We start from the raw sequence: 15190 nt of genomic DNA, 5'->3' as shown, positions 1-15190 counted from the left end.
ATTATATTTATTTACCCTAGTGGTTATTAATTACTTATGAGAACACGGCTGTCGATGTACTATTAGTAATCCCAACCGAACATGTGGAATAGTCTATCTTTAATGTGTTCTTCTTCGGAATCCGGGATATAATTACCATAGTATTTACGTTCTATACTACCATTTCGGTAAATTAAGTTACCATGAACGTCATAATAAGAAGTTGGTATAGAATACGTTCCATAATTATGAAAAGACACTGAATTTACATAATATTCATTCGAGTAATATTCTACTGTTACTACATCTGGTTTGATCTCTCCAAACCCACCTAACCATTGAGATCCCAAAGGTGTAAATTCTCGCTTAAAAACACCTCTAACAACTCGATCCTGAGCTTCACCTCTTGCATATACTTTAGTTCTATCGAGGTATGTTTTATAGTATTTATTTTCAGAAATCAAAATCCATCGTTCTCCTGCTTGTGGTAAATGTAAATATCCATCACTCTGTTTTGTCACCTGCGTATTACTATCAGGAACTCCCAAAGCATTATCTAATTTCTTCAACGTTTTACTTAACCAACTAGCTTCTACTGTAGCAGTTCCTGCATTGACTGCAAAAACGCTAGCTAATACAAGAGCGATTGCTGTTCTTTTTCTCATAGCACACCTCACATAAATAACTAAAATACATATATGTTATTACTATCATACATCATAATGTCTGTATGAATCAATCTTTCTCAAAAATTTTATGTCTTTTCAAACTTTAGGGCTTTCCATCATATATACTCTAGTTCTACCAACATATGTCTTGTTCGTTTTTTCTTTCAATATATCTTCTATGTATACATCATATTAGAATTATCAATTTTATCTCATCTATATTTTATTAATTAGAATGAGCATACACTTTTTTATCACTTTCTTTCACAGTGAACGTGATATTACGTATTTGATATGCTTCATTGGGCTGTTTAGCGTTATCGATATCCACTTTCTTTTTGATATTAGCTGCTTCTTGTTTGTTAGCAAATGTAAAGAAAGAGTCGTCCGTTTTATACATAATAGAGTTGTCATCGTTACCGCTGACAAGCATCAACTTACCATTTTCTTTCTTAATTGTGTGGGTAGCGCCAAACGCAGCATCATAAGCTTTACCATCTCTGACTGTCATTAACATATCTTCTTTTATTTCATCATAGTAAGGCACCCATTCATAAGCGTCATCATAGATAGGTACTACTCCATTTTTGTTTGGTCCCTTTGCAATATCTAACTTAGTAATTTTTGAATGATCTGTACCATATTCATTTTCGTTTACCAACTGATGTTTCGCATATACATTACGCATATAAAACTTAGATTCAGTCATTTTATATACATGGTCACTCACCTTTTCAAACGTTATTTTATAAACAATCCCACCATTATAGCCGTTGTCTTCATAAGGAGGGTTATAATGATACCATGTACCCGACAAATCGGGATTGTCTCCGATTACTGTATCAGATGTGCACCCTATGAAAGCTAATCCCATCATCATTATGCCCAGTATAATTAGCATACATTTCTTAATATTCATTCTATTGACCTCGTTTTCGCCAAATCATAAAGGCACCAAGCACTACACCTAATCCTACCAATCCAATCATTACATTTCTAACAGTATGAGATGCTTTTAGAAACACAAATCGGATATTTCGATCTTTTTCAAAAGTAATTGAATTACCATTTACAACTCCATCAGTTTTGAAATCGGTTTTAATATCACCATCTACTGTAATAGTTGTTGTTCCATAGGATTTTCCCATAAAAAACATATATGCATTATTTTCTTCACCATAAGGATAGATAACATGTAGCGCTTCAGGTTTATCTATGGCACCATAAATAATTCTGTAACTGTTAGTTAATTCACTTTCATCTGAAAAAGAAGCTGTAATTTTCCAATATTCAGATTTAGCATCTGTTTGATTATTCAAAGCCTTACCAGCTTCATCAACAGCCTCTACCTTAATATGTTTTGCACTAAACTGTTTCAGATTCTCTTTTTTTTTATTTTGTTGTTCCTCAAATGTTTCATCACCTATATGCTTACGGTCATAAATAATTTTATTTACACTGTCGTCAAACCCAGCTTCTAAATCCGTTTTACTCAAAGGTTCAGGAATATGCAATTGCGCCTCCCATTTCCCACTAAAGTCACTATCTACTTGGATAATAGAATCCATACTTGCACAACCAGTTAGCGCCAATAGAGCGCATCCCAATGCCAATAGTTTCCATTGTTTCATCATGCACCTCAAAAAACAATCTTCTCAAATGTTACTCTCATGTAAATTCACTAGTTGCATTACACAAAAACATATTTACTATCTATATAATACATCAATTACATTGCTATAATCAATTTATCTATACAACAAAACAACCAACTCCTATTCAAGAGTTGGCTGTTTCGTTTCTCTTTTATAATATATCGATTTTCTCGCCCTCTAAGGCTTTGTTGATGCTCCGTACGGCGCAGAATTTTCCGCACATACTGCAAGCTTCTTTGTGTCCTTCTTCTGGGGCACGGCTTTCACGGATGCGACGTGCTTTTTCAGGATCTAATGCCACTGCATATTGCGCTTCCCAATCGAGTTTTTGGCGCGCTTCTGCCATACGGTCATCACGGTCTTGTGCATTTGGTATACCTTTTGCAATGTCTGCGGCGTGCGCTGCGATTTTGAAAGCCATAATACCTTCTTTAACATCGTTTTCATCCGGTAATGCTAAATGTTCTGCTGGTGTTACATAGCAAAGGAACGCTGCCCCATGCATGGCTGCCACTGCACCACCGATAGCTGCTGTAATATGGTCGTAGCCTGGTGCAATGTCTGTCACCAATGGTCCCAATACATAGAATGGTGCTCCGTCACAGATTGTTTGTTGAACTTCCATATTGGCTTGGACTTGATTCAATGGTACATGACCAGGACCTTCCACCAACACTTGTACACCACGTTCACGAGCCCGTTTTGTTAATTCCCCAAGTCGAACGAGTTCTTCGATTTGACAAATATCTGTAGCATCCGCTAAACAACCAGGACGACAAGCATCGCCAAGGGAAATAGTCATGTCATATTCTGCACAAATGTCTAAGATTTCATCATAGTATTCATAGAAAGGATTTTCTTGACCAGTCATGGACATCCAAGCAAAGACTAAACTACCTCCACGGCTCACGATGTTTAACTTCCGTTTATGTCGTTTAATTTGTTCTACCGTATGTTGTGTAATACCACAGTGTAAGGTAACAAAGTCTACACCATCTTCTGCATGAAGACGGATAGTAGAAATAAAGTCTTCTGCAGTCAATTCACCTAAGTCCTTTTGATGATGGATAACGCTATCATAGATAGGCACGGTTCCAATCATAACAGGACATTCCTTTGTCAACAACCGACGGAACACTTTTGTATCCCCATGTGTAGACAGGTCCATAATAGATTCAGCACCTAATGCCACTGCATGATGGACTTTTTTCATCTCTTCTTCATAGTCTGTACAGTCTTTGGATGTACCTAAGTTCACATTAATTTTCGTGCGCAACTTCTGACCGATTCCTTCTGGTTGTAAAGACGTATGATGCTTGTTGCAAGGAATCGTTACATGCCCTTTTGCCACTAAGTCTCGTAATACTTCAACATCCATATTTTCTTTTTCTGCTACCACTTTCATCGCATCGGTAACAATGCCTTTTTGGGCTGCTTGCATTTGTGTGTAAAACATAAAAAGCTCCTTTCATTACAAAGGAGCCTATTTGGGGTACTCTATACACAAAAAGGTATCGACATTACATCGATACCCACATATGTCAGCGTGCTTCCTACGCGGGCATGATCCCGATCAGGTCAAAAGGTCAGGTACTTCATAGTCCTTTCTCAGCCTATTACATAGGCTCCCTTGCAAATCTAAAATATTTACTTGCTTATAGTATAGCATGAAATGGTGGATTTTTATAGTAACTCGTTGTGTTTTATTTTCAAAGTGGTATACTGTAAGTAATTGGCAAGTTTTAGAAACCAAAAGGATTTATTATTCTAAAATAATTGATTTTTTTCCCTATCCGTAGTATACTGAAGTCACAACGAGTAAACAGTGGACCTGAGGGAACACTGTGGGGACTAAGTTATCTGCGGATGACTTAGTCCCTTTTTTATTTGAGGTATAATATGTCTAAACCATTTCAAACACATAATAAACAATTAAAAATCCTACGTTCAAGAAATCTAATTATAAAAGATGGATCTAAAGCAAAATCTATATTAATTCGTGAAAACTATTACCAACTTATTAATGGATATAAAGATATATTTCTGGATATAGTAAAAACAAAACAACTAAAAAATGATTACTTCAAAACTGGTACTACTTTTGAACAAATTTATGCTCTATATGAGTTTGATAGAAATATTCGTCACATTTTGCTTAAATATATGTTAATATGTGAAAATTCTTTAAAGGCAAAAATTGCGTATCACTTTTCATCTGAGCATATTAAAGAACCCTTTCCATATTTAAATATTAATAATTTCCAAACAAAAAGCTTTGAAAAATCATCTAGCCTGATTGCGTTATTATCTGATGTAACCAAAAATAATACAGATGCAAAAAATAAAACAGGTCCTTTTTATCATTATTTTCACAATCATAAGGAACTACCATTATGGGTGCTAGTAACTAAATTATCGCTAGGACAAACATGCAATCTTTTTTATAATCTTTCTTCAAAAATACAGTCTTCTATTATAGATTCTGTACAAAATGAATTTAAGCATAATTCAAGTCAATACCATAGCTTTATCAGCTCCCATTACATTGACGATTTTGGCAAAGCTATCAATACTATAAAAGCGTTCAGAAATATGTGTGCTCATGAGGGCAAAATCTATGACTATATCGCTAAAAATAAAAATGGCAAAACTATATCTACCTCATTTTTTTATTTATCATCACCGCCTGCCTTTTCTGGAAATGTATATAGTCTAATTTTAGTATTACGTTTTTTTCTCTCTAAAAAGCATTACAAAGCTTTGATTCGACTAATTATATTGGAAATTACTGATTTAGGAAGTGAGCTGCCTCCTTCTATTTTTTCTGAGGTAGTAAAACGTATGGGCTTTCCTAAAGATTGGAAAACTTCACTAGATCAATATATCTAAAAATAACTGTTCTGATTTATACAGACATTGTATTATGTAAATGAAAAGTACAGATGGGACTAGTTACTTTTATATATTATTTCCCCAATACACAAAGCACTCCCCGTCAAGGGAGTGCTTTGTTCATGCTATTTTATTCTTCCTCATCCATGATGGCATTATGGTACACATCTTGTACATCATCTAAGTCTTCCAACATGTCTAGTATTCGTTGCATATTCACTGCGTCATCACCTGTTAATTCCATATTTGTATCTGGAACCATTGTGATTTGTGCCATATCTGTTGCGATGGATGCTTCTGCTAAGGCAGCTTCTACGGCATCGTAATCATCAGGTAATGTATAAATAACGAATACATCGTCTTCTACTTTGATGTCTTCTGCACCAGCATCAAGAGCCAATAATGTTAATGTTTCTTCATCGTTGCCCTCTTGTGGAATAACGAATACACCTTTGCGTTTGAACATCCAGTTAACGGATCCACTTTCACCTAGGTTGCCACCACGTTTAGAGAAAGCATGACGAACGTCAGCTGCCGCACGGTTACGGTTATCTGTCATTACGTCTACAAGGATAGCAGCGCCACCTGGGCCATATCCTTCATAGGTAATTTCTTCATAGTTGTTCGCATCACCTGCACCGGCACCTTTGTCGATAGCGCGTTGGATATTATCCTTAGGAATGTTATTTTCACGAGCTTTTTGTAACGCCAATTTCAAGCGCATATTGCCTGTTGGATCTGTACCACCAGCTTTCACAGCCACTGTGATTTCACGGCTAATTTTTGTGGTAATTTTTGCTTTTAACGCATCATTTTTACCTTTTCTATGTTTAATATTTGACCATTTAGAATGTCCTGACATTGTGTCCTCCTATTTATTCCACCACGCTTCGCCTCGTAAGCGGTCTAATATAATTGATACAGCACTACGAACAGACAGATGATTGTAGTCTCCATGTCCATAGATTGGTTCAAGGATATAGTCGAAATCTTCCATTGTTTCCTTCGTCATACCATACCCCGTTCCAAATAATACTACCACAGGACGGCTCTCACTTTCAAGTGATTTACGGAGCGAGGCGTAGGTAATCGTATTATCATAGGTTCGTGCATCCGTAGTACACACGATTGGCGTCTGTCCTTCTAATTCCGTCACCATATCGATGGCTTGTCGAATGGAATTGACAAGTTCCACATCTTTAAAAGCATCTTTTCTATCCGGATTATAAGTACTGCCAAAGCCCGTTTTCCAATGACTCATTACAGTTTCTGCCAATTCACGTTGGCTCGGTACATTGTGAATGATGAAATACCGTTCCACATCGTAGGTTGTAGATGCTCTGGCAATATCATGGATATCGTAGTTCGTGATGGCCGTCGTTATCACCTCACCATGTTTATTCATAATGGGATAATGAACGAGACCGATATATAAATTCGCCATTTATTTCCTCTTTTCCTCTGTCAAAGTAGACTGACCTAAGATTCTTTCAAATCGTTCTTGCTCTTCTTTAGATGTAGATATTTCTAGCAATCGTTTCAATACTTTTACTTCTTCTGCTGTTAGCTCACGTTGTAGTAAATCTTTTCGTAGCAGAGCTGTTCGTTTTATAGACTCTTCTAATCGCCACTGCTCAATATTTTTATGATGCCCACTCAGCAATATATCGGGCACCATCATGCCTCTGTATTCTTGGGGTTTCGTGTATTGAGGGCACTCAAGTACAGGATGATAAAAGGAATCTTCTATGGCCCCTGATGTAGCACCTAATACACCAGGAATCATGCGAGCCACTGCATCGGCTACCACCATGGCTGGTAATTCACCGCCAGTCAACACATAGTCACCAATGGATATAGTTTCATCCACTAAGTGTTTTTCCACTCGAAAATCTACCCCTTCGTAGTGTCCACAGACGATAACAAGCTGATCATAGGTGGCTAATTCTATCGCTTTTTCTTGTGTAAATGGCGCCCCAGTGGGCCCCATAAACACAACATGACGTTTATGATTCGCCTTTGTACTACGATGTTCTTCGATAGGCATTTGCAAGACATGCTCTACTGCCTCAAAGAGAGGCGGTGCTTTCATGAGCATACCAGCGCCGCCACCATACGGAGTATCGTCCACTTGACCATGCTTGCTATGAGAAAACTCCCTCGGATTTGTCACTTTCATCTCTAATCGATTCGCTTGTAAAGCACGTTTGATGATGGAATGTGTAAAAAAGGCATCAAAAAACTCTGGGAATAACGATATAATATCTATTTTCATAGGCAGTGCACCTCCTTTCTCAAGAAAAATTCTTAGTTGCTAAACAATAAGTGCAATTATTTTGGTTATCATGTAAGACGCCGTTTTTTTAAGTGATGTTCTATTAATCGATTTACACAAAAATATATACAACGATTTATAACTATGAGTTCACTTATCAAACAATATATCTATAAATTGATAATACTATTTGTCACCGTCATATGAGACAATAGTTGATCTTCTTCATCAAAAATATTGATTGTCCACACATGGTTACGACCACCCTTATGCAATAATTGACCTCGTGCTACTACATAACCATTGCATCGTTTTGGTCTTACATGGTTAGCCGTTATCGATTGACCTACAGCTACTTTTTCTTTCGCCGAATCTAGGTCTATGTTATCTTTGTTAGACGTTAATTCTTGCGCCAAGATAGCATTTGATGCCATCCCTGCCAATGCTTCTCCATAAGCAAGGTATACGCCACCGTTGACGAATCCAAAGGGTTGTGCATGAAATGGTGAAAGTCTCATAGTACTTTGAAAGGCCTGTCCAGCGCAATGGAATGTCTCTATCTGTAATTGTTCTAATAAAGAGGCTGTTGTTTCTTTCATACTATGTCCTTTCATATCATTATATGTAGCATCAAAATGTCTTATATAGATAACACACAAGTAAATCCATTATTTCATAATAGAATAGATAAGATTTCTACCTACTATCAATATTACCTTATCCATGTTTGAGACAAGAATTGATTAACTCTTGTCTTAAGGTTTTCCCCATACTATTTTTCGGTAACATGTCATAATACGCGATTCGCTTTGGCACTTTGTACTTTGCTAAACGACATTGCAAATACTCAATGATTTCTTGTTTTGTGCGACTTGTCACCACACATAGGACAGGTACTTGTCCCCACTTAGAATCAGGGACAGGAATAACTGCACATTCTTTAATCCCATTCATCCCGTATAAGACATCTTCGATTTCCTTAGGGTAAATATTTTCACCCCCAGAAATGATGATATCTTTTCTACGGTTTAATAGATATAAAAATCCATCATCGTCTACATAGCCAATATCATCTGTATTAAAAGCACCTGCAATAGGCTCTTTATTAAGGTATCCTTGCATCAACATCGGTGATGAAATCCATACTTCTCCTACCCCTTCTTCATCTGGGTTTCGGATCTCAATGGTAACACCATCCAGCGGATACCCTACAGCGGATAATTTATGAGGATAATCCCGAACACTAAATGTCGTACTTTGTGCAAATGTTTCTGACATACCATACGTCTTATACACAGGCAAGTTTCGCTCTACGCATTCTTGTAACAGTGACATGGGAATAAACTCGCCACCTAAAAGTATGGCTCTTAACTTCGGCGCTGTGATTTGGTCCACTATACGTTGTAACACTGTAGGCACCAAAGATACCATCGTTACTTCTTCCTTTTCTAATGCATCTAGCACCACTTGTTCAGAAAACTTTTCACGAATAGTAGCCTTCGTGCCATTATACAAGGTACGTAAAATAATAGATAAGCCACTCACATGAAACATAGGGAGTACCACAAGCCAATTGTCATTTTCTTCTACGCCAAGAACTTTAGCAGAAGCTTTTACATGAGCCTCAATCTGCGACCAGCCCACAGGGACTGATTTGAATTTACCCGTTGTAGCACTAGTATTAATGATACAAAATACTTTGTTATCAGATGAATTCCATTCAAGACTGTTCTCACTAACAGTAGAATTATCAATATCCATCTGAAGCCCATAGTTACCTACAATAGATTCCATGCCATCAATTACTTCGCCATCTATTTGAGTAGATGTATGTTTTACATCATTAGATTTCTCTTCCTTGACATTTTCACCGCTGTATATAGACGAAGTAGGCTTGAAATCAGTATCTATGAATGATGAAAAACACAAATACTGTCGGCCATCTTGATTATGAATATACTCAGAACTATAAATATCAGTAATCTGTATATCACAACCCTGTTTATCACAAACTTCCTTCTGTGCTTGCAACACCTGTGCCATTTTTTCCGATACTAGCAAGGTGCGAACGCCAGTACTTTCCATTTGTTCTGTTACTTCTCGTTCTGTTAGATTCGTATTCAGTAACACCGTTTCTATACCCAATGTAGATAAAGCAAATAGGTGTATCGCCATGGATACAGAGTTTTCTGCCCATAAAGCAATACGACTCTCCCCTCGAAGGTGAGGAGCGAGTCGTTTTGCTGTAGCTATTGTTAGATTCAACACATCTCCATAAGTAAGTTCATTTAAAAAGAATTTGTCCCTATGTGTCTGTGCTCGTTCATATAACCACTTCATAACCTAACCCATTAAGGGAATTTAGGGAATTGTTTGAAATCAGGTTTACGTTTTTCTTTAAATGCATCGCGACCTTCTTTACCTTCATCAGTTGTATAGAACAATAAAGTCGCATCTCCTGCAAATTGTTGTAAGCCTGCTAACCCATCTGTATCAGCATTGAAAGAAGCTTTCAAGAAACGAAGTGCCATTGGAGATAATTGAAGAATTTCTTCGCACCATTTCACTGTTTCTGCTTCTAATTGATCAAATGGAACTACTGTATTCACAAGGCCCATGTCTAATGCTTCTTTTGCAGAATATTGACGGCATAAGAACCAAATTTCACGAGCTTTTTTATGGCCCACTAAACGAGCTAAGTAACCAGCACCGTAACCAGCGTCGAAGGAACCTACGCGAGGGCCTGTTTGACCAAATTTTGCATTTTCAGATGCGATAGAAAGGTCACACACGATGTGCAATACATGACCGCCACCGATAGCAAAACCATTAACCATAGCAATAACAGGTTTTGGAGTGATACGGATCAAATGTTGCAAATCCAATACGTTTAAGCGAGGAATTTTATCATCCCCTACATAACCGCCATCTCCACGAACACGTTGGTCACCACCAGAACAGAACGCTTCTTTATCTTCGCCTTGACCATGGTTAGCGCCAGTCAAGATAATAACGCCTACTTCTGCATCTTCACGAGCAATGGTGAAAGCATCGATTAATTCCATCACTGTTTTAGGGCGGAATGCATTACGCACTTCTGGACGATTAATTGTAATTTTTGCAATTCCATTATATGTTTCATAAATTACATCTTCGTAATTACGATCTAATACTTTCCAATCGAATTGACTCATAGTTACCTCCAAAATGATTAGCTATTGTCTAAATACTCTACAGAATATTATATCAAAACTATACAAAAATTTATAGCACTTCTACATACTTGGTACAGCTCGATGTGCCATGGCTACAGCAATTTCATCTAAATGCAATACGCCAACACCTAAATAAATAGCTACACTTAGATGTTCCTGGCTACGTGCAATGCCTACTTTACCACCCACATTTAGACCGACACATTTATTTTTTAGTTGCTCTAAGGCTTGTGCCGTAGCACCTACAACAGCACCTTTGCTAACATGATTGTCATGAATTAACTCTTGTCGTTCCGCTGCTACTACGGCCCGTTCAATAATTTTAGGAATAATCTCTGTGAAAGCCCCTCCAAAATCTACGGCACAGCTACGAATCCCAAGATCTTCAAACTCTTTTCGTAACGCCATCTCTTCTGCACGACTTTCAGAAATAGCAACATGCAATGCAGCTCGCCCTACGCCAATACTTGTTTTTTCCATACCCTATATCTCCTGTTAAGAATTATTCATATTCTTAAGTATACAGCATATTAAAGCATGTTACCATCAATTTTTTATAGACTGCAGTATATCTACATTAACTATACCCTTCTGTATATGTAATCTTCTTTTCAACGAAAAAATAGCTGCACAAGATATACTTCTTGCACAGCTATTTAATAGGTATTGCAAATATTCAAAGACAATGTAAGGTATGCTGCAACTTATTAATTTATAATATTATGCTATAACGTTGATTTCATATAAAAAACGCTCGAAAAACGCTATAACCTAGTAAATTTATAATACATATGCATACCTTATAAGTTTCGATGTTACTTACCTACTGCTTCTACCATAGAACGGACATATTGATATAATTCTTTTTCCCCAGTTGCTCCCCACTCGCCAATTTGTTTCACAATGGCACTACCTACGATGGCACCATCAGATAGTGATGCCATTGTCTTTGCTTGTTCTGGTGTGGAAATGCCAAAACCAACGGCTACTGGAATATCTGTGTATTGTCGAATCTGTTGTACGATGCTAGCAAGGTCTGTTTTGATGTCACTGCGCATACCTGTTACGCCAAGAGAAGACACGCAATATACAAAGCCTTCTGCTTGACTGGCAATCTCCTCAATCCGTTGCTCTGAGGTAGGTGCAATTAAAGAGATGACAGAAACTCCATGGGCCTTCGCTTGATGGCTTAGTTCTTGTTTTTCTTCCAATGGGCAGTCTGGCACAATGACACCTTGGATACCCACTTCTTCACAGCGTGTCATGAAACTTTCAACACCATACACATAGATAGGGTTCATATAAGTCATAAACACAAGTGGAACAGTCAATGCATCTGTACCAGTACGCAAACGTCGGACCATATCAAAAATATCATCGGTAGTGACCCCTGTGGATAGAGCACGCTCACTAGCTGCTTGAATGACCGTACCTTCTGCAACAGGATCAGAAAAAGGAATACCAATTTCTATCAAAGTCGCTCCCGCTTTTGCCATGGTACGAATGTATTTCTCTGTTGTAGTAATCCCTTGGTCACCAGCTGTAATGAAAGGGATAAATGCTTTTTTTGCAAAAGCCTGTGCGATTGTTATTTTATTCATGTAAGTTCACCCCTCTATATCTCGCCATAGCTGCTACGTCCTTATCACCACGTCCAGATAAGCAAATGATGATGCTTTCATCAGGACTTAGAGTAGGCGCCAATCGCATAGCATGTGCCACGGCATGAGCACTTTCGATGGCTGGAATAATTCCCTCCATACGAGAGAGATATTCAAAGGCATCCACTGCTTCATCATCTGTAATCGGCACATATTGAGCACGGCCACTGTCATGTAAATAAGCATGCTCAGGACCTATACCTGGATAATCTAGTCCAGCTGAAATAGAAAATACTGGTGCAATTTGTCCATAAGAGTTTTGACAGAAGTAGGATTTCATCCCATGGAAAATACCAACCGTACCATTTGTCATAGTCGCCGCATGTTCTTCTGTATCGATACCTTTGCCAGCCGCTTCACAACCGATAAGTTGCACGCCCGCATCTGGAATAAAATGATAGAACATACCAATCGCATTGCTACCACCGCCAACACAAGCTAACACAGCAGCTGGTAATTTACCTTCTTTTTCTAAAATTTGTTCTCTTGCCTCACGACTGATGATGGACTGAAAGTCACGTACCATCATAGGAAATGGATGAGCGCCCATAACAGATCCTAATACATAATGAGTGTCTACCATACGGTTCGTCCATTCTCGCATCGTTTCAGATACAGCATCTTTCAATGTACCAGTACCAGATGTAACAGGATGTACCTTGGCACCTAATAGCTCCATACGGTATACGTTTAAAGCTTGTCGTTCACAGTCTTCTTGGCCCATGAAGATTTCACATTCCATCCCCATTAACGCTGCTACTGTGGCAGTGGCTACACCATGCTGACCGGCACCCGTTTCTGCAATCACTCTCGTTTTACCCATTCGCTTAGCCAGTAACATTTGGCCTAGCACATTATTTAATTTGTGGGACCCTGTATGATTTAAGTCTTCCCGTTTTAGATAAATTTTAGCGCCCCCCAAATCTTTTGTCATTTGTTCTGCAAAATATAGCAAGGACGGACGTCCGGTGTAGGACACATGTAAATCTTCTAATTCCTTAATAAATTCAGGATCATTTTTATAGGTTTCATAGGCTTCTTCTAGTTCAATAATGGCATTCATTAATGTTTCAGGCATGAATTGTCCACCAAATTCACCAAAATAGCCATGGCGATGTGTTGTCATAGTCTATCTCCTCATCTATGTGTTACTGTCTTAATTAATTGTGACATAGCTCTAATTGTATTGGCATCTTTTTGGCCATTTCTTTCTAAGCTACTACTCATGTCGAGCCCATACGGTTGTAATCGTCGAATGGCACGAGCTACATTGTGTAGTCCTATACCACCAGCTAGGTAGTAGGGAACCTGCACATCATCTAATAATGACCAATCGATGGTCTTACCGGTGCCACCACGCTCTTCTTTAGAGTAGGCATCTACTACCAATCCATCGATGGGCGCTTGCTCCCATGGCAAAATATCTTCTTTACCTTGCACTTGGATTGCTTTCCAAATTTTAACGGATCCTAATTGTTCTTCCTCTAGGTGGTTTCGTAACGATTCAATGTAATCTATATCTTCATCTCCATGTAATTGCACCACTGAAAGTGGTACCGTCTTAGCAACTTCTACTACATTCGATATCGTTTCATTTACAAATACACCTACGCATGAGATGCCTTTGTCATCGCTTGTAGTTTGTAAACTACCTTGCAAAGCTCTTGCAATGGAATGAGCTTGTTCTATGGTCACTTGTCGTTTGCTAGGAGCAAAGACGAATCCAACATGATCTGGTTGTGTCTCCCTTAAAACTGGAATTGTATCTTCTTGAGATATGCCACAGAATTTAACCTTCACCTCATAGCTAGATTGAGTAGCTTCATCTACTGTTAGTGCATTGGGTGCCTCTAAGTTGAATATTTCTTCCGTTCCTAACACCCCTCGCTTTGTACTAGTATGTATAAAACGTTTCGGTCTAACAGTCCCATATAACTCAGTCAATTTCGCCACTTTATCTGTAGAGCGCATAAAGCTTTCGCCCATAAGGGCAGCTTGAATCTTGTTATCTCGTAAACGTTGGATATCTGCTGCCGTGTCTAGGCCACTTTCAGAGACAAAAATTACGGAATCATCCACTAAATTACGTAAGCGAATACTATTGTTTACATCCACAGTAAAATCTTTTAGGTTCCGGTTATTCACCCCAATGATGCGTGCTCCCATCTTAGCAGCTCGTAACACTTCTGTTTCGTCGTGAGCTTCTACTAAACACGATAGTCCTAGGCTATCTGCCAGCTTATGAAAGCGTGCCATTGTTTCATCATCTAAGATAGCGGCTATGAGCAATATAGCTGAGGCGCCCCATAGTTTTGCTTCATAGATTTGGTATTCATCGATGATGAAGTCCTTCCGAAGTATAGGAATATGTACAGTTGCTGCAATCTCTTGTAAATACTGAGGGCTACCTAGGAAGAAATCTGGCTCTGTCAAGACAGAAATCGCTGCAGCTCCTGCCATTTCATAGTCCTTGGCAATATCTAAGTAAGGAAAGTCCTCTGCAATAATTCCTTTTGAGGGAGACGCTTTCTTCACTTCACATATAAAATTGAAATCTAATTCTTGTAATGCCCGTTCAAAAGGAAAGTCCTTCGTGATTGGCATTCCTTCTACTTGCTGTTGCAACTCTAGCAAGGGCAGCTTGGCTTTTGCTTCCTTGACACGCTTTTCAGTCGCTGCCACTATCTTATCTAATATCATAACTATCTCTATTTCTATCCAAATATTCTATAATAACCTTGTTAATAGTATGTATATTCCAAATTAATCTCAATAGTATTCATATAACTAGATAATATCCATATACTCTCTAAATCTACACTATATAGTTACAAAGATGCCTAAA

The 15190-nt window shown here is 38.2% G+C and carries 15 protein-coding genes and 1 riboswitch; of the genes, 1 reads left to right on the top strand and 14 read right to left on the bottom strand.

Going from position 1 to position 15190, the window contains the following annotated elements; translation table 11 throughout:
• Positions 1-62 precede the first annotated feature (62 nt).
• The 4 genes from EO118_RS02845 to thiC form a co-directional block, all read right to left on the bottom strand.
• Positions 63-644: a hypothetical protein gene (locus EO118_RS02845; RefSeq protein ID WP_127068541.1), complete on the bottom strand. Its 582-nt coding sequence runs from the start codon at positions 642-644 to the stop codon at positions 63-65.
• Positions 645-873: 229 nt separating this feature from the next.
• Entirely contained in the window at positions 874-1566 is a 693-nt protein-coding gene (locus tag EO118_RS02840) for a hypothetical protein (RefSeq protein ID WP_164723899.1), read from the bottom strand.
• Between the two features lies 1 nt (position 1567).
• The gene (locus tag EO118_RS02835) at positions 1568-2281 is read right to left on the bottom strand and encodes a hypothetical protein (protein ID WP_127068539.1); all 714 of its coding nucleotides are present in this window, start codon (positions 2279-2281) and stop codon (positions 1568-1570) included.
• 172 nt (positions 2282-2453) lie between these two features.
• A complete protein-coding gene (thiC, locus tag EO118_RS02830; RefSeq protein WP_127068538.1) occupies positions 2454-3758 on the bottom strand; it encodes a phosphomethylpyrimidine synthase ThiC in 1305 nt (434 codons plus the stop codon).
• Between the two features lie 77 nt (positions 3759-3835).
• A riboswitch (TPP riboswitch) is annotated at positions 3836-3944 on the bottom strand.
• A 257-nt stretch (positions 3945-4201) separates the two neighbouring features.
• Between thiC and EO118_RS02825 the strand changes: the two genes are divergently transcribed.
• Positions 4202-5191, top strand: coding sequence for an Abi family protein (locus tag EO118_RS02825; RefSeq protein ID WP_127068537.1), 990 nt, complete (start codon positions 4202-4204; stop codon positions 5189-5191).
• Positions 5192-5324: 133 nt separating this feature from the next.
• Here EO118_RS02825 and EO118_RS02820 read toward each other — a convergent pair whose 3' ends face one another.
• The 10 genes from EO118_RS02820 to trpC form a co-directional block, all read right to left on the bottom strand.
• A complete protein-coding gene (locus EO118_RS02820) occupies positions 5325-6056 on the bottom strand; it encodes a YebC/PmpR family DNA-binding transcriptional regulator (protein WP_127068536.1) in 732 nt (243 codons plus the stop codon).
• Positions 6057-6065: 9 nt separating this feature from the next.
• Entirely contained in the window at positions 6066-6638 is a 573-nt protein-coding gene (locus EO118_RS02815; protein ID WP_127068535.1) for an RNA methyltransferase, read from the bottom strand.
• Complete coding sequence (gene trmD / locus EO118_RS02810) at positions 6639-7469, bottom strand: tRNA (guanosine(37)-N1)-methyltransferase TrmD (RefSeq protein ID WP_127068534.1); 831 nt, start codon at positions 7467-7469, stop codon at positions 6639-6641.
• A gap of 170 nt (positions 7470-7639) precedes the next feature.
• Positions 7640-8068, bottom strand: coding sequence for a PaaI family thioesterase (locus EO118_RS02805; RefSeq protein WP_127068573.1), 429 nt, complete (start codon positions 8066-8068; stop codon positions 7640-7642).
• A gap of 118 nt (positions 8069-8186) precedes the next feature.
• A complete protein-coding gene (gene menE / locus EO118_RS02800; protein WP_127068533.1) occupies positions 8187-9809 on the bottom strand; it encodes an o-succinylbenzoate--CoA ligase in 1623 nt (540 codons plus the stop codon).
• Positions 9810-9820: 11 nt separating this feature from the next.
• Positions 9821-10663: a 1,4-dihydroxy-2-naphthoyl-CoA synthase gene (gene menB, locus EO118_RS02795; protein WP_126937465.1), complete on the bottom strand. Its 843-nt coding sequence runs from the start codon at positions 10661-10663 to the stop codon at positions 9821-9823.
• A gap of 81 nt (positions 10664-10744) precedes the next feature.
• The gene (locus EO118_RS02790) at positions 10745-11164 is read right to left on the bottom strand and encodes a HutP family protein (protein WP_127068532.1); all 420 of its coding nucleotides are present in this window, start codon (positions 11162-11164) and stop codon (positions 10745-10747) included.
• 335 nt (positions 11165-11499) lie between these two features.
• Positions 11500-12285 (bottom strand): tryptophan synthase subunit alpha, encoded by a 786-nt coding sequence (gene trpA / locus EO118_RS02785; RefSeq protein WP_127068531.1) that lies wholly within the window; start codon positions 12283-12285, stop codon positions 11500-11502.
• On the bottom strand, positions 12278-13471 hold the full coding sequence (gene trpB, locus EO118_RS02780; protein WP_127068530.1) for a tryptophan synthase subunit beta: 1194 nt from the start codon (positions 13469-13471) through the stop codon (positions 12278-12280). The genes trpA and trpB overlap by 8 nt, the downstream gene beginning before the upstream one ends.
• Positions 13472-13482: 11 nt before the next feature.
• Positions 13483-15045 (bottom strand): indole-3-glycerol phosphate synthase TrpC, encoded by a 1563-nt coding sequence (gene trpC / locus EO118_RS02775; protein WP_127068529.1) that lies wholly within the window; start codon positions 15043-15045, stop codon positions 13483-13485.
• Positions 15046-15190 lie beyond the last annotated feature (145 nt).

This window comes from Veillonella sp. 3891, assembly GCF_003992315.1.
GTDB lineage: Bacteria > Bacillota > Negativicutes > Veillonellales > Veillonellaceae > F0422.
The sequence above is the reverse complement of the archived record's forward strand: the minus strand, read 5'-3'. Positions and strand labels throughout refer to the sequence as shown.

What these genes read in the sequence shown, in the direction of transcription:
- EO118_RS02845 (WP_127068541.1), bottom strand. Translation starts at nt 644, where the DNA reads ATGAGAAAAAGAACAGCAATCGCTCTTGTATTAGCTAGCGTTTTTGCA.
- EO118_RS02840 (WP_164723899.1), bottom strand. Translation starts at nt 1,566, where the DNA reads ATGAATATTAAGAAATGTATGCTAATTATACTGGGCATAATGATGATG.
- EO118_RS02835 (WP_127068539.1), bottom strand. Translation starts at nt 2,281, where the DNA reads ATGATGAAACAATGGAAACTATTGGCATTGGGATGCGCTCTATTGGCG.
- thiC (WP_127068538.1), bottom strand. Translation starts at nt 3,758, where the DNA reads ATGTTTTACACACAAATGCAAGCAGCCCAAAAAGGCATTGTTACCGAT.
- EO118_RS02825 (WP_127068537.1), top strand. Translation starts at nt 4,202, where the DNA reads ATGTCTAAACCATTTCAAACACATAATAAACAATTAAAAATCCTACGT.
- EO118_RS02820 (WP_127068536.1), bottom strand. Translation starts at nt 6,056, where the DNA reads ATGTCAGGACATTCTAAATGGTCAAATATTAAACATAGAAAAGGTAAA.
- EO118_RS02815 (WP_127068535.1), bottom strand. Translation starts at nt 6,638, where the DNA reads ATGGCGAATTTATATATCGGTCTCGTTCATTATCCCATTATGAATAAA.
- trmD (WP_127068534.1), bottom strand. Translation starts at nt 7,469, where the DNA reads ATGAAAATAGATATTATATCGTTATTCCCAGAGTTTTTTGATGCCTTT.
- EO118_RS02805 (WP_127068573.1), bottom strand. Translation starts at nt 8,068, where the DNA reads ATGAAAGAAACAACAGCCTCTTTATTAGAACAATTACAGATAGAGACA.
- menE (WP_127068533.1), bottom strand. Translation starts at nt 9,809, where the DNA reads ATGAAGTGGTTATATGAACGAGCACAGACACATAGGGACAAATTCTTT.
- menB (WP_126937465.1), bottom strand. Translation starts at nt 10,663, where the DNA reads ATGAGTCAATTCGATTGGAAAGTATTAGATCGTAATTACGAAGATGTA.
- EO118_RS02790 (WP_127068532.1), bottom strand. Translation starts at nt 11,164, where the DNA reads ATGGAAAAAACAAGTATTGGCGTAGGGCGAGCTGCATTGCATGTTGCT.
- trpA (WP_127068531.1), bottom strand. Translation starts at nt 12,285, where the DNA reads ATGAATAAAATAACAATCGCACAGGCTTTTGCAAAAAAAGCATTTATC.
- trpB (WP_127068530.1), bottom strand. Translation starts at nt 13,471, where the DNA reads ATGACAACACATCGCCATGGCTATTTTGGTGAATTTGGTGGACAATTC.
- trpC (WP_127068529.1), bottom strand. Translation starts at nt 15,045, where the DNA reads ATGATATTAGATAAGATAGTGGCAGCGACTGAAAAGCGTGTCAAGGAA.